Below are 21,155 nucleotides of genomic sequence, written 5' to 3'. Positions count from 1 at the left end.
GGCAACGCTTCACGCTTCCCGCATCAAGCTGATAATGTGAGCGTGTATTCATATTTTCCTGCCGGCGTCGCGACATGGCTACTCGCCTTTCCAGCAAGCATCGGTCGATGCGGAGAACACCCCAGCAGCAGCGCTCGCGGGGAACGGTGGACGTTATCGTTGAGGCGGCAACTCGCGTTTTAGCCAGGCTTGGCTGGGCGAAATTCACCACCAACGAGGTGGCGCGAGTGGCCGGCGTAAGCGTGGGGTCGCTGTATCAATACTTTCCCAGCAAGCTGGCGCTGGCTGAAGCGATCCGGCAGCGGCATCTGGACAACGTTCTGGCGGCACTACCCGATCCCGCGAGTAGCGAGGGTGCGGTATCGCTCGAACGCAGAGTGGCGGCGCTGGTGGATGGCGTTATCGCCACCCACTCCATAAACCCGAAATTGCATCGCGTACTGCTCGACGAGGTACCGCTCGCGGCGCGATCCACCTACAAGGTCTTCGAAGCGGAATACCTGCGTCGCTACCTGGCATTGATTGAAGCGATTTCACCACGGCAGCGGGCATCGGACGACGGCCTGTCCGCCCATGTACTCGCGGGCGCGGTGGAAGGGGTAGTGCATGCGGCCGCGCGCTACGGCACGTTGGACTCCGCTGAATTGAAAGTCGAACTCAACCATTTGCTATGTGCGTACTTGCGTGGGCGTCTTCGTCGCCGATGTTGATCGGCTGCGCCTGGCGAGCAAGCGAGGGTTGCCCGGATGTTCTGGTACCTCGTGCTCTGCGCCTCGCACCGACCCTCTCTCCAGGACCTGTTACGCGACATCAGTCGTCGACTGAAATCGACGTTAAAGGCCAGTGCCAAGGTTAGGGGCTCTGGTGACAAGGTTAAGGGCTTTCGACAAAGTTGTCGAGAGCCCTTAACCCTGGCACTTGGCGCAAATTATTGTCAGGGAAGGAAATTTTGACTCGTCGAACGACTGAGTCGGAGCCTTGGCGTCAAGGCTAATGGCCGTTTGCAGCCCAATGACAGAGTTACCGGCCGCCAAGCCCGCCAGATAGCCGAGCATTTCCAGATCCGCCATGCCGTGGGCCGCATCTCCGGAGGCCCGCTATCACTTGCCGTGCGGTCCGAGAATGCTGTACTGATTCGTGAGGGGGGGGAGGCGGCAGGCCAACGGTGGGTTTCCGACGGGATACCCTAGGTTACCGACAAGAGGGCGCGGAAGGGCGTTAGCCGCCTACGAAACGACAGGGGGCAAGGGGACTATGGGCGAGGGAGAGTGGTTTTCTGCGTTTTGCACGGAATTGACCATTGGGACAGACAAGCGCGGGTCTATCGCTTCGCGCACGGGCCGCATCGTCGGGCAGCTCAACCATGATCTAAGGGATCTGGATTCGAAGATATCCAACCGCTTCTACGCTGGGTCCTACGGCCGCAACACAGCCATCCCGAGCGTAAGCGACGTCGATGTGATCTACGAGTTGCCGGCCGCCCTGTATGCGCGCTTTGGCGGACACAACGGAAATGGGCAGTCAGCGCTGCTTGCGCTCGTCAGGAACTGCATCCTAAACACCTATCCATCGTCGGCCGTCACGGGAGACGGGCAGGTCGTGGCAATCCACTTCACTGATGGAATCAGATTTGAGGTTCTACCGGCCTTCTACAACACTGCCGGCGCGTATACCTTCGCCGATTCCAACGGCGGCGGAAGATGGCGCGAGTGCAAGCCCAGGCAGGAGCTGGATGCGTTCTCCCAGCGCAACGCCGCCTGTAATGCCAATCTGGTGCGGCTTTGTCGCATGGTCCGTGCGTGGCGTGACCGCAACGACGTTGATATGAGTGGCATGCTCATCGACACGTTGGCGTACCAATTTATTGCTACCTGGGAGCATCGCGACAAATCGTACGTCTACTATGACTATCTGACGCGCGATTTTTTTCAGTACCTGGCCGGCTTGGATCTCAACAAAGCCTATTGGCAAGCACCGGGGAGTGGCTCGTATGTGAATCGAGGCGCTGCATTTCAACACAAAGCCCGCTCGGCTGAACTGCGCGCTCGCGAAGCCATCGCCTTTCAGGCTGCAAACCATAACTGGTCCGCGCGACAAAAATACCGAGATATCTATGGAACATTCTTCCCAGAGTGACGCTTTTTCGGCCGTGGCTGCGACGACGCTGGAGGGCCAGCTGCGCGAGATGTATGGGCGATCCGCGTACACCCATAAGGCACACGAAAAGATGGCGGACCAATATATCGGTCGCTACAAGCACATCAAAGTGACAGAGATCGTGCTGTCGGCCATCGCGTCCAGTAGCTTTCTGTTAGCCCTATTTGGAGACTCACGCGCAGGCACAGTCGTGGGCTCAATGGTCTCGGCGGTCTTGCTAGGCCTTACGCTCTATTTCAAGGAGGCCAGCTTGACCCAAAAGGCGCGGGAGCACACGGAGATTGCAGCCAAGTTGTGGGCTGTTCGCGAGGCGCTTCTTTCGCTACTGGTCGATATGACCGATGATGTAAACGTCGAAACAACGCGCATCAAGCGGGATGAACTGAACGCAGTCCTCGAAGGCGTTTATGCGATTGCTCCACGTACCAACGACAAGGCCTATCGGGCGGCGCAAAAGGCTCTAAAGAGCGCAGAGGAACTGTTCTTCACGGACGAGGAGCTAGACAAGCTGTTGCCCAAACAACTACGAACCAAAGGCGCGTAGCACAACCTTCGGGGGTCTCGCGCAACTCCGAACCAAGGTTGTTCGCCATACAAGATGCACGCAAGATTGCTCATGATGTGATCTATGGCGCATGCATGGGTTGAAGCGAAGTGGCTCTCTACTAAAGGGACTGAATGAAAGTTGTCACTAGCTATGGATAGAAGTGGTCAGGTGGAATTGGCCGAACGCATAGAGCGTGTGCGAACGCCAGGAACTCAGCCATTTGTGAGATCGGAACCCAGGTGGCTCCAAGCTTCGGGCTGAAGCTGCACCTTCCCCTGAGGGATGCAGATAGGTATCTCACGCTCCCATTGCCCGATCCCGGATATGGTTAGTAGGAAGCGAAACGTGACCCAGTTTCCAGCGCGCTCAGTGCCGACCTGGCGTACGTCATCGACATGAAGAACGCTTCGGAGCGGGGTGTACTCTGTTCGGAGAGCTTCATCTTGATAGGGAATGCTGGCCAATCGAATGACCTCCATCTTTACCCATCGCTGAAACCATGGGGTGTCTACAAAGGCGTCGTAGTACTCCTTGATGCGAGAGCCCGCCCTGGGGTGGAAGGGGGATTCACCCCGCATCATAGAAAGCCCCTCCTTGATTCGTTGAGGCAATGCGTCAAGACCCGAAACTATTGCCATGTTCCCATCAACAACGAAAATGTCATTAGCATCATTCGTTGCAAGTGTCGTTCCCAGGCGAGTTGCATCGGTCCTGGGGAAACTTGGTTCGACCTCACAAATCAAGACCACTGACGTTCCGTCCTTCCTCCACGTCGGCCCACGACTTAAGCGACGGCCATCCCCGAGAGAGTTGACGAGGACGAAGCGATCGTCGCGGTCCGATGATGAGAAGTTCTCCCCATAAGTTATCAGTGATCGAAGATTGCCCTCTACAAATTGATTAATTCGAATCGTCCATTGATTCTCCTCAACTGCGGTCAATTCACCTATGCCAACCACATACGGTCCGATAGCAACGAAATCTTGCTTGTAGAACGCCCCGGATATCGCGTTCAGCTGTTCGGCGCAGCTCCTCTCGTGATCGAGCTTCATGCGGAGAAGTAGATTTGACGTGTAGGTCGCCTCGTCGCGATCGATTTCGACGCTGTGTGTGCTGCACAGCCAGATCCCGTTCTTAATGGATGTCCGTTGCTCTGATGTCATGCTGGCGTCATAGCGACGACCACCTGGCGCTGCCGCATGAATGTGCGCTGCAACCCCCACGTTGATAACTTTGTCATCCCCTTCGGCGCTCGGGCCCGTTGTTAGTGCGCCGCAGCCGGTCATCGAGCATCGACATCCCGCCCGCATTGCGAGAGCGACCTTTGTTCCTTGCGAAAATTCATCTCTACTCGTTGCCAAGACGTCTCTCCTTTTTGAGTTGAGCAAGCGGTCGTGAGCGGCAGTGCTATCAAGTGCAGGAGGAGGGCACAGTATTTTCTTGGTACTAAACCAGTCGTCAACCCATGTACTGGAGGCAGTTCAACCTTCTTGTTCGGCCAGCACCCTCGCTTCTGCGAGTTCGCGTGCAATGTCGTTCCAGCCGGCCTCGCTAGCGTATTTGACCATTCGATCTAAGGTGCGCGTTGGCGCTGCGCGACGCAGCGACTCCGGAATATCAGCCGGACGCATCTTCCAGGGCAACAGGATATGGCCGGCCTCCGTCACACATCGGCTCAGGAAGGCGGCGATCCGAAAACCGCCCTCGTCGAGATCACCCCAGTGCAGCACGGGAGTTGAAACCGGGAGGTCGGAGAGCAGTCGGAGGTACATGGCCCGCCAGGCGGGCGAGGGCATGCCAGCTGTGTAGACGCATAGTACATCGGAGTCGCAGTGCTGACGCGCCCAGACGTGGAACGTAGTCTGGTTCTCGATGGTTAGCACTTGGCGAGGCATGGAGCCGAGGCCCAACACGGTAGACGAGGGCAGGGCACTGTACGGGCGGTCCAGAGGGAAGGCGCCACGCTCTCGGCGGACCACAATATTACCGGCCAGACGCGAAGGCTGCGGTTCGCGGTAGAGGCCGAGTTCTTGCAGAACTTCGGCTTCCGAGCGCGCGTTACCCTCGACGTTGCCAGTCAGCAGCACATCAAGGTAAGGCGTCAGGGACTCGATGCGCTTGCTGTCCTTGAACAGGCGTGCACTGGCATCGCGCACCGGCATCTCCATCGCACCGAGCGCCACTTGGGCCTGGCAATAGGCAATGACGTCGCAAGCCATCGCCCAGCTGGCGGCGACGCCCGGTCCGCTGCCGCGGACCTTCTTGAGCTTCTCCCAGTGGGACAGGACGTCGATCAGGACTGGGTGCTCGCCGAGGCGCGCGGAGAGCGCCTGTCTCGCCGACTGGACGCGCACCGCATGGGGTACCTTGTCCAGGATCGAGGCCAGCTTAGCGACATTGACCAATTCGATGCGCTCAATGAGGCCATGGGGGTCGTGCCGAGGGCGCTGGGCCTTGATCGCGCCCTCTGCTTGCGCGTACGCCATCACCGCCTCGAAGTCTTCCTTGGCCTTCAGGCTACGCAGCTCGCGATACTCGGACAGTGCAACGTCCGTCAGGGCAGGGCGTCGCACGGCTGCGCCGGCTTCGTGTTTGTCGGCAGATTTGAGCAGGCGCTCCAGCGCTTTTCTAGCCAGCAGATTCATCTCGGTCTGGTCTCGGCGGCTCATGCGGATGGGCCATCCGCCGAGTCGATCCGTGGCTGGTACTGCTTTCGGATCTCTGCTTCGACCAGCTCCGGATTGAACTCAGGGATGTCGGCGCGGAACATCTCTCGTGTCTCGGAGGATACGTCGTGGCCTTCAAGCACCACCACGTTGCTCTCCGCGTCGCGCATGATGTCGTAATACCGATCGAGGAAGGCGGTCAAGCTACCCAAGGCGTCGCCGGTGCTGGCCATGAATACCTGCAAGCCCAGTTCCTCGAAGTAGCGCATGGTCGCCACGATGTTCCGTGGATCCATCTTAATGAAGGCCTCGTCGATGACCAACAGCCGGATGCCGGAGTGGTCGCCGCGCTCCAATCGATAGGCCGACGACAGCGCTGCGCCTGCGATCACATACAGCGGCGCGCGATGCTCACCACCCGAGCCGGAGCCGACGCGCTTACTAAGCCAGCCGATGTGCTTGGTGGAACGGGTAGAGGCTGCTTCGCGAAGCACCTCGATGTCGAAGTCGAAGAATTCGCGGTAGTCGTCCAGTGGCGACTTCACCGCGGCCGCACCGATAACCGTCTTTTCACGCATCAGCTCTTCGAACTCTTTGGGGAGTTCCCCGGCGCCGCCCAGCAAGTCCTCGGTTGGACCATACTGAGCCACGTCCTTGATGAACTTCAGCAGCGAGGCGTAGGCCGGACGTATGTGCGAACGGAACTGGTAGCGCTCGTTATTGGTGAACATCGGCGCAAGTCGCAAGGCTTCGTTCATCCGGTTGATGGTGTCGCTCAACCACTCAAGGTGCTCGTGCAAGGCCACCGCGACGTCGTTGCGGAAGGTGCTTTTGGCGGCGCTCAAAGCGTCATCCATCCGGGCTTTGTTCTCGCGCAGGCCGGTCTCCGTCAGGATGACAACGCGCGTCTCCAGCCAACCGCGTGCAGTACGCCAGTCGTCTTGAGCACCGGCTGGCATGACCTCGTTGTGCCTGACAAGGAACGCTGACAGCTTCTGCAGGGCGCTAGTCGCCTTCTGGCGGGAGTCCTCCTTCGCACCGTTACTTCGGCGAGTACAGTCAGTGACAATCTCGCGAAACGACAAGCCCTGACGCGCCAAGAGCCTCTCCCATTGGCTTGACGCGTAGTCAGCGTCATAGCCCTCCTTTGCACGCGCTGCCTCAGCCACCGCTGTCTGCGTAACGGCTTGTTCCCGTTTCTTCTGGGTATCCTCGCTTTTCTGCAGGTGGGCCGTTTCAGCTGCGCCGACCGCCTGGGCGGCAATCAGGAGCTTGTTTCGCGCCTCGGTCACGGCGGTCTCTGCCTCCTGGACGGCCTGGACCAGCAGGCGATACTCCTCGGTGTCCAGCGCTTGCAGTCGCCGCGTCAACTCCGCCTCGTCGTGGGTTTCCTTGGTCACGCGCTCGACGATCTCGAGGATGTCGCGAACCTTGTCCTGTTCGCCGCCCACGAACGGGCCGAGGTTATTCAAGAGCACTTTGAGCTTCGCGTACCGATCCTTGAGTTCGTCAATCCGTGCTTGAAGATGGCGGGCTTCTTCGGCGATCGAGCTGCGCGTCGCTGTCGAGGTGGGGCCGATCTTGAAGAGGGCGGGATTCGTCGGTTTCTTGCGCACCATCTCACCGTCGGCCAGCAACATGCCGTCCTTGGTCATTGCGAACCGGTGAGCGAAGCATTCATCCTCGGTCTCTGCTTGTTGGGTATCACCGAACTTAGATCGTAAGTAGTTGACTGCGGCTGTGCTGTTGCCACTGATGAGTTCCGCCACGGTGCCGTGCTTGGGACTGGGACGGTTGGAGAACTTGCTGGGCATCACGACCTTCGCCTCGTAGACGCCGGCCTGGCGCGACACCCGGAACGCCTTGCGCTCGTCCGCCTCGTCCACCAGCAAGGCCTGCATGTTCGACGTGCCCAGATAAGCTTCGATGGCGGGTTGCCAGTCCAAGGCATCGACCCGCACCAAGTCGCATACTGGAATCGCCTCCACACCGGCGTTGGCCAGGGCGCGTTTGAGCGCCGCCGCCGGCCCTTCTAGAGGAGGCTTGCCCTTGGCGACGCGCTCCAGGTTCTCCTGAACGCTGGTGAGCTCGGCTTCGGCTGATGTCTGTGCACGTCCGACAGACCGCATCTCCTCAAGCACCTCGTCGCTCAGTACCTTGGCCGCGCGCAGCGCCTGGCGGATGGTCGACTCCACGGCGTCTCGACGACCGATCTGGTCACCCTCTAGTAGGGTGCGTATGTCGCTGTAGGCCTTCGCGGTGACCTTGGCGCTGTCGGCAACGAGCTTGCCGGGGATCGGTACATCGATGGCCTTGCCGATAGCCTTGATGCTGCGATGCAGTCCCGTCCTCTGTTCGCTGAGACGCCTCTGCACGCCGTCGAGGCTCTCGCGCAGCAGTGCGGCATCCGCATGGGATGCGTGCATGTCCCGGTTAGCGGCGCTCTCGCGAGCCTGCCGCTCAGCAGCTTCGACCTGACAATTCACATCGTCGCGTCGTGCGTTGGCGGCGGCCAGGGCCGCCTGTGCGCGGGCTTCAGCTTCTTCGGCGGCGGTCACCTCCTGGTTGGCGACTTCCAGCTCCGCTGCCTGAGCTAAGGCGAAAAGCGACACCGAGTGGCTGTTGCGCCGGTGCGCATCCGCGAAGTCCGCCTCAATTACCTCGGCCTCGTCGAGCTTGGCCTGCACGCCGCGCACCAAGGCTGCCATCTCTTGGAAGGTGTGCAGTACCTCCTTGAAGCGTTTGATGTTGGTCGGACGGACTTCCAGCACCTGCTGGCGGACGATGTCGTCGACGCTCTTGTCAAACTTCATGCGCAGTCCGAAGCGGAACGCTTGGCGATAGGCATCCAGGCGTGGCGCGCCACGTGTGCCTCTCAACCGAAATAGCATCGCCTTCAGGAATCGCTCCGAATCGTGGAAGAGCACTTCCTCCCCTGGAGCGCGCTGGGACAGCATCTGCCTGAAGCTCGCCCAAGGGCGAGGTTGATACTCACCGTCGACGAGCTCGAGGTGATCGTAGAACGCGATCTCTGCTGGGAGGATATAGCGACCCTGCACATCCGGCTTCTCACGGTCGGCGCTCGCGTAGATACACACGCCCGTAGATACGATCTCCTGGGTCTCCGTGTCCTGCCAGACTAAAGTGATATAGGTGTTGGCGCTGTCGCGTACGCGCGCATCCGGCGAGTCGCCGTATTGGCCCAAGCAGTAGCTGCGAATGTTTCGGCTATTGTGATTGGACTCGTCGGCCTGCGCGTTAAAAGCGACGCCGGAGCTGCCGCGACTCTCGTTGGCGCCCAGCATGACAATCTGCACGGCGTCCAGGAGCGAGGATTTTCCGCTGCCGTTGGCGCCAAAGATGCCGCAGGTCATGCCGACATCGACGTCGCGCATCTCGTACAGGAAGAACTGGACCACGCGGATCCGGATTAGCTTCTTCATGCGGCATCGCCTTCTTCCGTGGCGGTAACTGTGCGGTCTGGGCTATCGATCTCGGTGTCCGGGCTGCTGAATAGGGCGATGCGCGCGAGCGCGGCCTCTCCAAGGACCTCGGCAATGCCGGGTCGGATGATGACGACGTAGGGCTGATCCGCTTCGTATCCGAACTGATCCCCATCTTCCTCTGACACCCGGGCGATGCCCCAACGTCGCATCCATTGCATCAGCGAAATGAGCTTGCCACCAGAGGCCAACTCGCGCCCATCCGTTGTTTGCTTGTACTTGATCTCCAGCGTGACTAAGTCACAGGCCACCTCGCCGTTCTCGTCGTGGTGCCCCGAACGCGTTTCCTCATCGAAGATTTTGCGCAACACCAGCGCGAGCAGCGTCTGCTCCACCGTGGCCGGCGAGGTCTTGGCGTGCTTGGGGATGGCGCAGGCATAGCGCAACTGGCTGTTGATCCGCACAACGTAGCCCAAAGGATCCAGGGCGCGTTTGAAATCACGCTCGAAGTCGCGAATCAGCCCATAGGCCACCTTGCTTCCACGATCAGCGGCATAAAGCACCTGTTCGGTGATCAACCGATTCGCCGCCGCCTCGAAGTCATCTTCCGTGACCACGTTCTTGGTGGCCTCAACCGCATTCGCCCAGAAACTCATTGGTTTCCTCCCTTGGCCGGCTTGGTGGTTCTTGCGATCACGAAGGGCAGGTGAGAGATGCCCTGGCTTTGATCCTCTTCGTCTTCCATGCGGATCGTCGTGAATCCGCTGCTCATGGCGCGCGCGTGGGCGCGAAGCAGCTTGCTGGGCGTCGCGTTTGCTGCGGCAATGGTGCACAGAACCTGCAGTGCGCGGACCGATTCGATGCTGTCCACCTGGAGAGAGACGCTGGGCACCGCATCGGCCTCGCCGAGCTGCTGACGAACGAAGGCCGCGAGCTTGGGGAGCGACATGGTCCGCCGATCCCGAGCCATCAGGGCCAGGCGAGCCCGCGCCTCCTGCTCCGGGGACATGACTTGCTTGCGCAAGCCACTGGGCGGCCGACGCTTGGTCTCGACCCGGGGTGAAGCCAGGCGTTCGCCGGCGATACAGTCACCTGGCGCAAACGGTGCCAGCGCGGTTGCCTTGCTGCCGTGCTTGATGACGGCGTCGATGGTCTGACTGATCAGCTCGTCGAGGGGCCGGGCGGCCCGCAGCCGGTAATCCAAGTAGGCCAACGCCAGCTTGTTGGCACGCCGGATCTCGTCGTCGAGCCGATCCAGGTATTCATCGATGCGGCGCAGATCTTCCACCTTTTGGATGTCGCGCTCGAACAGGGCTTCGGCGCGAGTGGGGTCGCGGCCGGCCTGCTTCTCGAGATACCACTGGATCAGTCGAGCGCGTAGGTCTGGCGTCTGCTGGACATGCGCCACGAGGCGCAAGATCTCTTGACGCCGCGCCAAGGGATGTTCGCGCGTACGCAGCTCCTTGTAGTCGCCGATAAACATACGCTCGACGTAATCGTCGAAGAAGCGGCGCACGAATTCGCCGGTGGCATCGACGCGACCGATCTCCAGCATCAAGTCGCGTACGTTGGTGCCGGCAATGCGGACGTGCTCAAGAAGGGCGCGTGACTGCCTGGCAGCTTCTTGCAGCGACGCTCCGTCCGTGGATTCGTCGAGGAGCAGCTTCAAGTTCGCCTCGATGCTACGGATCTTCCCGGAGACAAATTCCGGACCCGTGTGAGCAAACTCGACCAGGCGACTCATGAAGTGAGCGACGGCTGGTGCCATCGTCACCATCTCGCGCACGCCCACTCGGTCTACACGAATCCATCCCGCTTCGCGCAAACGGTTGAAGATCATGATGGCCCGGATCGCCAGTGGCGTGGCTGGCGTCACGTCGTCGCCATCCGGGGTCCAATCCTGGTATTGGAGTTCCTCGGCAATGTCTGCCGTGATCTCTCGCATCAGGAAGCCGGTGCTAGGTGGCAGCGGAGCTTCGGGCCCAAAGCGTTTGGCGTGCAGCACGCACAGTAGCGACCAATATTGGAAGCGATTGGCTGAAGCCAGTGGCGCGAACAATCGGTCGGGCAGACGCTTGAAGAGGGGCGGATAGCGCTCGGCCACCTTCTCCTGAAGAATTTGATCGGTCAGGTCATAAACAGCCATGGCCGGCACTCCTTCGTGTTCTCAACCGCCAGCTGATAGTCGGGGGGGACTTGTCGGTCCACGTCCGTGGCCGCCATAAGCTCCTGCACCATGTAGTTCAGGAGGGCGGCCCTGCAGCTTTCGATGCGCGCGGAGGCGCCATTGAAGTACTCGGCTCTAACGACCAACTGCTGGGCCGCGCTGAGTGCAGGATGAGCGATGAGTCTGACTTGAAGCACCGTGGACCAGGCGTTGTCAGCCGTGATATCCACCTCACTAGGTTCCGACAAGAGCTGAACCTTGCTCATGCGTCCCAGCACGAAGTCTCGGAAGGACTTCCGCTGCAGGCAGTAGCCGCGGACATGCCATCGTCGACCAGCCCTCAGGAGGCTGTGTGGCTCAATGGTCCGTTCGTGCAGCTCCGGGTTGCTCATGGAGCAGTAGAGGAATTTCACGCGCAGGCGATCGACGATCGCTAAGTTCAATCGGGAGAAGGTGCGCGGCGAGGTGTGCGCGAAGTCCCAAGAGATGGAAAGCGGTCTGCCGGGTGCATCCAGCGTATAAGGGACCAACATGGTACTGATGGTGGGCTGCGACGCCTTCGTAGCGCGCTCGGCATCCGAATAAGCCTTAGATGTGGCCAAGTTCGCCTTGAGCTTGTTATCCCAGGCGACCCAATTGGGAAATGATTCTCGGAAGTCTCGTAGCCACTCGCTGGCCCGGATGGGGCTGAGGCCGTATTCGGCAATAAGCCGGCTGCGGCTGACCCGTCCCTCCCAAAGCAGGATTCGGCCTACTTTGGCATCTCTTTCCTGGCGGCCTTCAGTAGACATTGAAGACATCGACTCGTGATGGATGTTCTTATGGTATGTACAAACATATGGTATGTAAATACATATGTTGTTGCACAACCCTAAAGTCTCCGCTGTGGGACGTAGTCGGGCGGAGTTTGCTGCTCAATATCGGGTGTGTGCCGTGCAATTGCGGCGCTTGTTCGACGATCGGCACCTCTCGAAGCAGCAGATGGGCGCATTTTTCAAGGATGCGCTTTGAGGACGTTGAGGCGAGGTCAAGGGATCAACCTAATGCGAGCGGCGCGGTGCAGTGGCGATCGTACGCATCAGATAGTGCTCCTGAGTCGCGGTCTCGATCGCGTTGGGTCGCGCTGACCTGACGCGCTGAATGACGTCGTCTGCAGGTAAGCCTGGCTCGCTTGCGGCAAGTAGCAAGGCAGCAACGGTTCCTGCACGCCCAAGGCCGCCCTTGCAATGCACGACCACACCTTCGCCACGCTTCAGAGCGGCAACTAGCTCCGGGAAAATCACTGGCCAACGGCCCTCGAACCATTCTTCGGGCCTATAACCCGGGGGGCAGATGTCGGGAGCATGGCCGTCTAGGATGGGAGCGTGGTGCCACGTTAGTCCTTCGTCTAAGGCAAGTTGTCCGAGCTCAATGACATCAAGCTCTACGAACTCCCATGGTGCCAACAGGGTGACCAGATGGGCTGCCCCCCATGCCTTGATGGCGCGTAGGTCGGTCCCGAGGTCACGATCCCATGCGCCCGTGACCGCAACCAGCTGTTTCTTGCCGGGACAGAACGTGATGCCGATACGACCGCCGCTTGAAAGCTCAAGCGTTCCTATCTGGAGGGGATGGGTTCGGCTTGTACGTTCCACGTTGCTTTGTTGGCCGCCGGCGGACGCCTGGGCGTCAAATAGCGTGGACAGGGCATGCTCAATCTGGTGTCTGCCACGCAAGGTGTCACGCCAGACCGTGGGAATGCCGTACATGCCAAACCGGACGCCAGCGATGCCACCAATGACCGCGCCAAGCAATGCTCGTGAGCTTCGCGCAGAGATCGCATGACCAACCGCTTCCGTGTAGCTATGGGCTGAATTCAGGGCCTCTCGCGCAGCATGCAGCATGTCGATGGGGGAGGGCGCATCGGTGCTTTCGCCCCATGTTCCCGAGGGCTCAAGCACAGCGACGATCGTTTGCTTGCTAAGGCCCGCCGGGGGACCAAGCGAGCGCAGCCGTTCGGCGGCATCGTCCCAGGACTGGTCGGCTCCATCGAGCTCAGCGGCCAGCCACAGGGCGTACATCATGGATGCCGGGGTAAGCGTCGTGTCTTCGGCGGGTTGTGGTAACAGAATCTGAAGTAGAGCGACAAAGTCCTCCTCCCAGTTTCCTTGGTGACAAAGAAGAGCGGGCACCATGCGCAGCAGAGCTCCGCGAGTGACAGATTCCTGATAAGTCCTCGAAGGAAGACCAGGGGAATGACCTTCCATGGCATGGACCATTGCACGAGTGCCGGTGTCGTCGATCAACAAGGCCGCATCCGGGTAACACAGCCCCATGATGGACCATTCGATGGCGCGGCGAACCAAACCCTCGCGAGGAAATTCATCGGGAAATTGCAGTGCCATCAACAGGCACAGAGCCTGCGCGCCTTCCATCGACCACGTTTGTGGAAGTGGAGAGGAGGGAGCTAGCCCCTGATTCGTGAGGCCTGGCTCGAGCGAGGGTGGAAGATCATCCGCGCTTCGTCCGAATGCGCTACCAATCATCAAGCCCCACAGCGAGCCGGCGATGCGGTCACGACGAACATAGATGCTGCGCAAGCGGCTCATAGCGATGCCCTCTATTCCCGGGGCCGGTAGTGTCGCGTTGGCTGATCTCACAGAGTGCGATGGCGGCTTGCGACCACCGATTCGACGTCGGAAAGAGTCGACCACTATTGATTGGTGTTGGATGATATTGCTTGCTATCAAGCCTGCGGCTCCAGCGCCGATAAGGCTTACTACAAACAGCGATTAGGCAGGCATGGCAAGGAAGCGTACTGGTAAGGCGCCGAAATCAGTTTCGGCCCAGAATCGCGTCGATCTTGAAAAGCTCTCATTGGCTCGACGACTTGGACAGTGGCACGAGAGTGAAGGGAAGGCACTCATCGGAATCGTGACCCCCGTCCTGGCGATCGTCAGCCTTTGTGTGTCCCTAGTCAGTTGTCACAATAGCTCTGTTGCAGCTTCGCAGTCCGAAGAGCGCATAGCGGTCTCGGTGAGTAGAGTCTATGGGAACGAGCGAATAGAGAAAGGTTATGGGATCCCCTTGATCATGTCGCGCTGGGCAGTGGACATAAACAACCTGTCGTCGAATTCCGTATCGGTCCTGCCCCCTTATTCCGAAGGGATAACTGATCAGAACATGGCGAATAGTCTGGGCACTTTTGAGGCTGGCCAGGAGCCTGCAAGGCCGATTTTCATCGGGGCGCGCGGGAGCGCTAGGGTAGAGGTCGATGTTCCCATACCGTTCGAGGAGAGCAGTCGGAAACTAGTGATGCAGGGAAGCTGGTCGACATTCGAAGATTGGCGGGTTTTCGCTAAGGCACATGGGCTCAGCGAGATTGGTGCTCCAATGAGTGATCATCGGAACGCTGCCGCACAGGTAATCGTGCAATCGGTCGAGGGGCGGGACTACTACGGCCTAGGTCTTTGGTATCCGGGAAATCCACCGCCAAACTACAAGAGCCGATAGTCGGGCGGCCGACGACGTGGGCAAGGCTTGCCATGCACGCCGGGATTGGATGTATTCGTCACTTTTTGCTCCGCTTCTTCGCCTTCAGTGGCGGTGGCGCATCACCGTGCCTCCAGCTGGGCTCGGGAGCTAGTCGCTTTTTTCGCCTTGCCTGCGTGTCCAGATGACCATCGTCGAGGTAGGGAAGTGGTCTATTGTCGTTGCGGTACTGCGAGCCGGGTTCGACCGGTAGGCAGTAGCGCATGTCTTGTGGTGGCGGAGATGCGATTTTGAAAGCATGGCGCGCGAGGTTCTGCCATGCTCGGTGCGCTTCTTCTTGCATACGCCAGAACGCCTGCAGCGCCTCCTGGTCATTGACCATAATGTCGTGAAGATCCGGATCGCCTGGAGTCCAAGCGCCAAGGGCTGCTGGACCTTCAAGCTTTTCGACGATGGGCGCGAGCACATGTCTGTGAGCATCCATCCACGCGATGCGTGGCGATCGCCTGACGATAGGTGCGCGCGCATGGGACATAGAAGGCCGGTCGGCAAGGGATGCCAGGTGTGTGTCCATGAGTGCTTGAACGTAACGTCGCTGCGACCCGTAGGTCTTCAAAGCCAGATCGGTTGTCAACCAACGCCGATGGACCAGACGTTGTTCAATGAGATGTACCAGAAGTCGGCGATGCACATCCGGCATGCCAAGAGATTGGGCCCAGTCGCGTGCGCATTTTTGAAGCGATGACCGAAGCGATATGGCTTGGGTAAGGGCAACCTCAGTCATAGCCTCTCGGAACAGTGCTGCCAGCAGCGCGACATGATCGGCCGTCGGGTGGGTTTCCAGGTAGCTAAGCATCGCGCTGTACACGTGATCGCGGCCGTCTGTACCACCAAACGCGGGATCGCCCGCCATGAAGGTCGCGACGATCCGGCGGTCTTCGTCACGCAGCCGGTACCAGCCACGCTCAGCCAACAGTTGGTTGATGAATTGTTGATGATCTTCAATGCGGATCGCGGGCTGGGTCAGCATGATCCACAGCCACGATTTGAAATCGCGTTCCGCTGCTTGTAGCGCCGGCGCACCGCTCCCGTCATGAATTCGCTGAAACACCGAGATGCCATCGAGGTCGCCTCGTAGCCTTGTGGGGTCGCTACCCACGCTACGAACCCGCTGAAAGAAGCGCCTTCGGTTCCCCTTCGGGCTCTCCGGTAGATAAAGCTCGTCCAGTCGCTCATCCGAGCAGCCGGTGGCCTGCTTGACGGTCCAGTACCACGCCCAATTGCGCAGTCGGCTGGCGACGTCAGTCGGGGGATGCCCCGGTCCTGTGGTTTTTTTGGTTTTCATGGAGCGGAGTATCGGCCAAATATGACCGAATAGGCCACGCCTCCTGGACGTGCGCTAATGAGTCCCCTTGGCCGGTCGTGCGACACGGCTGCATTTTTGGAGGCCTCATGAGCCAGCGTCGTCCGCCGAAGGAAAGGCTCGCCATTGCGACCCTGCAGGGATCCGCCCTCTGGAAGGCGCTGGGATTCAAGAACGCACGCGCGTTCCAGCGGGCTGTTCAGGCCGGACGGGCCGGTATTCGGCTTTACCCGGTGCCGGGTCAGTCACGTGGATGGTTCGCCCGCGCCGAAGACGTGGCGCTGTTTCACAAGACGCGCGCGTCCGCAAGTGCGATATCGGATGCCGAGGATTCGAGCCCGTGAAAGGCGTGCGCGAGATGCGCTGGCACGTGTTGCAGGAGGCCAATGAATAGCCCGACGTTGGCCGAGATTTCGATTCGAAACCGCACCTTTTGTTGAGGTGCCATGTCAGGAATTCCGGGCGGTGCCCGGGTTTGTTGCCAACCGTAGAAAGGAGGAGAGAAAGCCCACCTAGCTGACGAAACGTGTTTCACCACTAATGAGGCCTGGGCGAAAAAAAGCCCAAGGGCGCTTGAACACCCTTGGGCCTATTTCGTCTTTGCAGACGAGGTCAGACTTCGACTCCTGACTCTCTTAGGCTACCACAAGCCCATACCGGTGCAACTCCTGCACCGTTCGGGCAAGTGCGGCCTATCGAGCTGCAGTAGGCCTCAGCTATCGCCCCCTGTGGGCGTCACTGAGGAAATTGAAAATGAAGACCCTTGCATTTACACATCGACCGCCGGCGTCTTTGGCGGTCGCCACGATGCGCCCGGAACCCCGGCCCAAACTCATCTCTGTTCAATCAGGATTCCGCCGCGTTCCCTTGTCTTATGGGCGTCATCACGGCGGCTACGCGGTCACTTGGCCGGGGGCTCCTTCCGTTCGCGTGGAGAGTGCCGAAGAAGCACGCGTCGTTCACGCATTGGTTGCGCGTCCAGAATGCCGGGACATCATCAGCCAGCCCCTAACGGTCTGGTACGAGTGGCGCGGGCGGGTGCGTCGCTACACGCCGGATCTGGCGGTGACCTTTTCGTCCGTGCCTGTGGATTTGCAGGCGATGGGCGCCGAGTCGCGTTGCCTCGTGGAAGTAAAGCCCTTTGGGCGAGAGCGCCTGGCCCAGGCCGTCTGGGAGGCGATGCGTGATGTCATCCGTGCGGCAACGGGACGTCCGTTGATTCTGCTTTCCTCGCGTACGGCTCAAGGAGAAGAGCCATGAGCGGCGAGTGGAAGCGTGGCGATGCTGCCCTATGGCAGGGAGCCCAGGTGGAAATCGTGGAAGGGGAGTACGCGGGCAACGTGACGTTGCGTGTCGTGGACGACCCATCGAACGTGCTTCATCAGGTGCCGCAGAGTGAAGTGCAGCGTCCTGCCGATGTTCGGTCGCTGGTCATCCCGGCGATTCAGCTTGATGGCAAGGTTTGGGCCGCCGCGTGTTCGCGCGCTGATACTGCGCGTCGGCTCATCGATCAGGCAGAGCCTTTGACGAATGCCATCGTCGAGGCTGCGGCGCGGGCACTGGGCTTATCCGCACGAACCCTGCGGCGGGACGTCGCCCGGATGAAGGAGGTAAATCATCCGCAGGCTCTCATCCCCGCCGCGGGTGGTCGGCCACAGGGGCATTCGATGATCGCGCCTGCGGTGGAGACCATCATCGATGCCGTCCTAGAAGAGGTCTATCTCACGGAGAATCAGCCTTCGCTCCACGAAGTCGGCGAAGAAATTCGCGCGCTATGTCGCCAACAAGGGTTGAGTCCTCCGGTCGACCGTACCATCCGGCGTCGCATCGAACGTAAGGATGCCCGTGACGTGCTTAAGGCTCGTAAGGGGCCGAAGCATGCGAAATATAAGCTCCAGGCCATGCCGGGATCGACCCTGCATGAGGCGCTCATGGACTGTGTCCAGATCGACCATACGTTGGCCGATGTGATCCTGTGCAGTGACGATGAACATCGCACGGTGCTGGGACGTCCCTGGGTAACGCTTGCGATCGATGTGCGATCCCGAATGGTCGTGGGCGTCCACATTAGCTTCGATCCTCCCTCCGCTACGGCGGTCGCGCTCTGTGTGTTGAACATGCTGCTGCCCAAGCAGGAGTTCCTTGCTTGGCTGAGGATCGAGGCGCCGTGGCCCGCCTACGGATGCCCTCGGGTCATCTACGTCGACAACGGTAAGGACTTTCATTCGAAGGCATTGATACGTGGCTGTCAGGCCATCGGCACCGACCTGCTGTACCGCCCAGTGGGCAGCCCCCACTATGGCGGGATCATCGAACGTTTTATCGGCACGATGATGGGCAAGTGTCGGCTGCTGCCGGGGACCACGCACCGAAATGTCCAGGCGCGAGGAGATTACGACTCGGAAGCCAAAGCGGTCATGACGCTGAGCGAATTCCGGCGTTGGTTTGTCAATGAAATCGTCACGCAGTACCACGCCCGCAAGCATCGGGTATTGAAGGCTCCGCCTCTGAAAGAGTGGCTCGCACTCTGCGAAAAGCAGGGAATGCCGCGGATTTTGGCCGGGCATTGGACGGATTTTGAAGTTCTTCTGGCCTTTCTTCCGGGTGAGCTGCGTGTGGTACAGCGCGATGGTGTGCACGTAAACGCCGTGCGCTACTGGCACCCCTCCTTGAGTGAGTGGATCGGCGATGGCGAAAAGCATTTCGTCCATTACGACCCGCGTGACATTCGTTACGCATACCTGCGCGCACCGTCGGGTCAGGTCGTCCGCGCCGAGGCCATCACGCCTGGCATTCCCGAAATGTCTCTGGCCGAGTGGCGGGCTGATCGTGGCGAGCGATCCAAGCTTTCTCAGGATCCTGCACTCTTGGCGTTGAGCGATGGTGGGTTGGTCGAACGTCGGGCCATGATCGACAACTCGACGAAGGCGACCCGTAAGGCCCGTGCCGCCAAGCGGGCGGCCACCTCGCGGCAGCAGACGCCGCCTGCCTCCCGCTGGTCTGGCCCCGCGTCGGTGACGCCCACTCGTGAAACTGCCTTCCTTCCGATGCCTGCGACCAAGCCGGTCGCCACGCCGTCCGTCTATGACGGCGAACTGTGGAGTTAATGCCATGAACCATATGCCGAATGATGCTTCAAACGAGTCGTCCCCCAGCAACGAGGCACCGCAGATCTTTGAACACCTGGTCCCGCGCGCCAGGGAAGCGGCCGCCCAAAACGGAACGACGCGCATCGAAATCATCCGGGGAGACTGGGTCATCCGTCACGCTGCGGTCGCCCAGGGCTTAAATGTCGCTCGCTGGTTGCTGGAAGGTCCGCGCCGCACGCGAACCACCGGTTTGTTGGTGACTGGTCCCGTGGGTGCCGGCAAGACGACGCTGGCTAATCTGATCAAGCGGTCGTACCCCGCGTCTGCGGATTCGGATGACGAGCCCATCGTCATGATCTGTATGACCGGGGCGCGTCACATGCGAACCGTCTATGGCCGCATCCTTGAAGCTCTCAACGGGCCCGTGAAGGCCACCCATCACACTGCCGATCGTGAGATGGCCGCGCTTCGTTTGCTCCGTGCGGTCAAGTGCCGCGGACTGATTGTCGATGAGGTTCAGGATGTCCTGGCAGGCAACGTCAACGAACAGCGGCGTACGCTCGATGGCCTGAAGTACATCATGAACGAAGTTCAGTTGCCCATCATTGCTATGGGCACGGAGGGCGCCGCTGAAGCTTTTCGTTCCGATAAGCACATGGACAAGCGCTTTGACCGTTTGGTGCTGCCGACATGGAGTGTGGGCCCGGAGTTAGCGGCGTTGTTAACCAGCGTGGCGCGCATCCTCCCGCTGCGGCGTCCTTCCCATCTCGCAACGAAGGACATTATGGAACTGCTCGTCGACGAGACCGACGGAAGTTTGCACGACATGATGACGCTTGTTCGCCATGCGGCCGTCGAAGCCATCTTGTCGGGGAGCGAGTGCATCACGTTAGGGGATCTGCAGGCTGCCAGGGCGATTCCCAATATGGAGGCGATCGATCATGTCGATGACGACCTCTAAGATCCAAGGGGTGCCATTCGAACTACGATTTCGAACGATGGCACCGCATCCCGACGAGTCGCTTTCTTCCGCCATCGACCGTGTGGCTGGCCTGTGGAGTGTCGGCAGGATCGAATTATTGCGACAGCTGGGATATACCAAGGGAAGCAAGGAGCTGGATACGCTCGTATCGTTGCCACTTCTGGAGTCGATGGCGCGCGCCTTCGGAACGGACGCGGAATACCTTGTCTCGCTCGCGGTTCCCAGGGATCGATCGGGTACCTTGGTCTCGTCAGGCCTGCGTTACGCCTATTGTCCTCTTTGCATGGAGGAGGACTGGCGCTCAGGGTACACGCCGTATTTCCGTCTGGATTGGGGACGATTGTGGGTGACCCATTGTCGGCGACACCTGACCCCATTGTTTGAGTGGGGAAAGATGTCCTACAGCGGCCAGCGCCTTCTCCCTCATGAGCTCCATCTTTCCTATGAGCCTTCGGCCTCACTGCCGGGCTGGATGAGCAGTCATCTCGCCGAGGCGAAGTTGTGGGCAGGGCGGGCAGGGAGTGATGACGGCGATCACGCGCTTTGGAAGGCATTGATCAAGGTGGAGGAAGCGTGGTGCCTGGACGGTACGGGAGACCCGCGACGGGATGCCACCGCGATCATGCTCCGACGCGAACGCATCCTGGTTAAATTGGCGGTGCTTTTTCTTGCGTCCAGCGACCCGGCACGAACGTGCTTGGCTGGGAGGCTTCATATCCCACCTCACCAACATAGCGTGCTGGGCTACGACGCTAGGCGGCAGCGTCGCGGCTTTCGGAATCCGACCTGGTGTGAGTTCGGGACCATTCTGACGGCCATCCAGGCCCGCCGCGCTGTGACGCTGCTCGTTGCCCATACGCTTGGCTTGTTGGGTACCGCGCTGAGGTACGCCACCGGAGCGGTGATCCCGCCGGGTCGATCTGTCGAATGGGCATCCGAGATTGCGGCGCAGCGCGCTGATCGCCGGCTTGTATTGGCCGCGCTTCGGATCATGGACGATTGGTAGTGCTGATTCTCCCGCTCGTTAACGCGGGTGGTGGACAACCGTTTTTGCCCTTTTCGGATGAGAGGTCTTCGCCGTGTGGGCTCTCTCTCATCAAGGTATATCAGCGACACCCTACGTCGTGAGCCGACGTAGGGGTGCTGACCTGAGACGAAACGTGTAGCCACTTTGAAGGTGAGTTCTCTACCCTAAACAGGCAAGGAGAACCCATGAAGAAGCGACACACCGAAGAGCAGATCATCACGATCCTGCGGGAGGCAGAGCGCG

16 protein-coding genes are annotated in these 21,155 nt (G+C 60.0%); 8 read left to right on the top strand and 8 right to left on the bottom strand.

Translation table 11 applies throughout. From position 1 onward, the window contains the following. The first annotated feature begins 107 nt into the window (after nucleotides 1–107). The 3 genes from JHD67_RS10515 (at nucleotide 108) to JHD67_RS10505 (ending at nucleotide 2,701) form a co-directional block, all read left to right on the top strand. Nucleotides 108–710 (top strand): TetR/AcrR family transcriptional regulator, encoded by a 603-nt coding sequence (locus tag JHD67_RS10515; protein WP_233171801.1) that lies wholly within the window; start codon nucleotides 108–110, stop codon nucleotides 708–710. 544 nt (nucleotides 711–1,254) lie between these two features. After that, complete coding sequence (locus tag JHD67_RS10510; protein WP_199099137.1) at nucleotides 1,255–2,136, top strand: hypothetical protein; 882 nt, start codon at nucleotides 1,255–1,257, stop codon at nucleotides 2,134–2,136. Further along, the gene (locus tag JHD67_RS10505; RefSeq protein ID WP_199099136.1) at nucleotides 2,114–2,701 is read left to right on the top strand and encodes an SLATT domain-containing protein; all 588 of its coding nucleotides are present in this window, start codon (nucleotides 2,114–2,116) and stop codon (nucleotides 2,699–2,701) included. Before JHD67_RS10510 ends, JHD67_RS10505 begins: the two co-directional genes overlap by 23 nt. Nucleotides 2,702–2,916: 215 nt before the next feature. Here JHD67_RS10505 and JHD67_RS10500 read toward each other — a convergent pair whose 3' ends face one another. The 8 genes from JHD67_RS10500 to JHD67_RS10465 all read right to left on the bottom strand — a co-directional run bounded on the left by JHD67_RS10500 (nucleotide 2,917) and on the right by JHD67_RS10465 (nucleotide 15,796). Beyond that, nucleotides 2,917–3,990: a hypothetical protein gene (locus JHD67_RS10500; protein WP_199099135.1), complete on the bottom strand. Its 1,074-nt coding sequence runs from the start codon at nucleotides 3,988–3,990 to the stop codon at nucleotides 2,917–2,919. Between the two features lie 195 nt (nucleotides 3,991–4,185). Further along, complete coding sequence (locus tag JHD67_RS10495) at nucleotides 4,186–5,373, bottom strand: Wadjet anti-phage system protein JetD domain-containing protein (protein WP_199099134.1); 1,188 nt, start codon at nucleotides 5,371–5,373, stop codon at nucleotides 4,186–4,188. Beyond that, nucleotides 5,370–8,813, bottom strand: a complete 3,444-nt coding sequence (locus JHD67_RS10490; RefSeq protein ID WP_199099133.1) for an SbcC/MukB-like Walker B domain-containing protein — start codon at nucleotides 8,811–8,813, stop codon at nucleotides 5,370–5,372. Before JHD67_RS10490 ends, JHD67_RS10495 begins: the two co-directional genes overlap by 4 nt. Beyond that, nucleotides 8,810–9,469 carry a DUF4194 domain-containing protein gene (locus JHD67_RS10485; protein WP_199099132.1) on the bottom strand — a complete coding sequence of 220 codons (660 nt, stop codon included), beginning with the start codon at nucleotides 9,467–9,469 and terminating at the stop codon, nucleotides 8,810–8,812. Before JHD67_RS10485 ends, JHD67_RS10490 begins: the two co-directional genes overlap by 4 nt. After that, nucleotides 9,466–10,959: a Wadjet anti-phage system protein JetA family protein gene (locus JHD67_RS10480; RefSeq protein ID WP_199099131.1), complete on the bottom strand. Its 1,494-nt coding sequence runs from the start codon at nucleotides 10,957–10,959 to the stop codon at nucleotides 9,466–9,468. Before JHD67_RS10480 ends, JHD67_RS10485 begins: the two co-directional genes overlap by 4 nt. Further along, nucleotides 10,941–11,771 (bottom strand): WYL domain-containing protein, encoded by an 831-nt coding sequence (locus JHD67_RS10475; protein ID WP_199099130.1) that lies wholly within the window; start codon nucleotides 11,769–11,771, stop codon nucleotides 10,941–10,943. The genes JHD67_RS10480 and JHD67_RS10475 overlap by 19 nt, the downstream gene beginning before the upstream one ends. A 249-nt stretch (nucleotides 11,772–12,020) precedes the next feature. Then, nucleotides 12,021–13,568, bottom strand: a complete 1,548-nt coding sequence (locus JHD67_RS10470) for an ADP-ribosylglycohydrolase family protein (RefSeq protein ID WP_199099129.1) — start codon at nucleotides 13,566–13,568, stop codon at nucleotides 12,021–12,023. A gap of 962 nt (nucleotides 13,569–14,530) precedes the next feature. Then, nucleotides 14,531–15,796: a hypothetical protein gene (locus tag JHD67_RS10465; RefSeq protein ID WP_199099128.1), complete on the bottom strand. Its 1,266-nt coding sequence runs from the start codon at nucleotides 15,794–15,796 to the stop codon at nucleotides 14,531–14,533. 107 nt (nucleotides 15,797–15,903) lie between these two features. Between JHD67_RS10465 and JHD67_RS10460 the strand changes: the two genes are divergently transcribed. The 5 genes from JHD67_RS10460 to JHD67_RS10440 all read left to right on the top strand — a co-directional run bounded on the left by JHD67_RS10460 (nucleotide 15,904) and on the right by JHD67_RS10440 (nucleotide 20,891). Then, nucleotides 15,904–16,158 carry a hypothetical protein gene (locus tag JHD67_RS10460; protein WP_199099127.1) on the top strand — a complete coding sequence of 85 codons (255 nt, stop codon included), beginning with the start codon at nucleotides 15,904–15,906 and terminating at the stop codon, nucleotides 16,156–16,158. 409 nt (nucleotides 16,159–16,567) lie between these two features. After that, nucleotides 16,568–17,074, top strand: a complete 507-nt coding sequence (locus JHD67_RS10455; RefSeq protein WP_199099126.1) for a hypothetical protein — start codon at nucleotides 16,568–16,570, stop codon at nucleotides 17,072–17,074. Continuing rightward, on the top strand, nucleotides 17,071–18,921 hold the full coding sequence (locus tag JHD67_RS10450; protein ID WP_199099125.1) for a Mu transposase C-terminal domain-containing protein: 1,851 nt from the start codon (nucleotides 17,071–17,073) through the stop codon (nucleotides 18,919–18,921). Before JHD67_RS10455 ends, JHD67_RS10450 begins: the two co-directional genes overlap by 4 nt. A 4-nt stretch (nucleotides 18,922–18,925) precedes the next feature. Next, a complete protein-coding gene (locus tag JHD67_RS10445; RefSeq protein WP_199099124.1) occupies nucleotides 18,926–19,864 on the top strand; it encodes a TniB family NTP-binding protein in 939 nt (312 codons plus the stop codon). Beyond that, nucleotides 19,845–20,891 carry a TniQ family protein gene (locus JHD67_RS10440; protein ID WP_199099123.1) on the top strand — a complete coding sequence of 349 codons (1,047 nt, stop codon included), beginning with the start codon at nucleotides 19,845–19,847 and terminating at the stop codon, nucleotides 20,889–20,891. Before JHD67_RS10445 ends, JHD67_RS10440 begins: the two co-directional genes overlap by 20 nt. Nucleotides 20,892–21,155 lie beyond the last annotated feature (264 nt).

The sequence above is a fragment of the Dyella sp. ASV21 genome (genome assembly GCF_016428975.1).
In the GTDB taxonomy this organism is placed as follows: Bacteria; Pseudomonadota; Gammaproteobacteria; order Xanthomonadales; family Rhodanobacteraceae; genus Dyella.
This window is presented reverse-complemented; position numbering and strand designations above follow the sequence as displayed.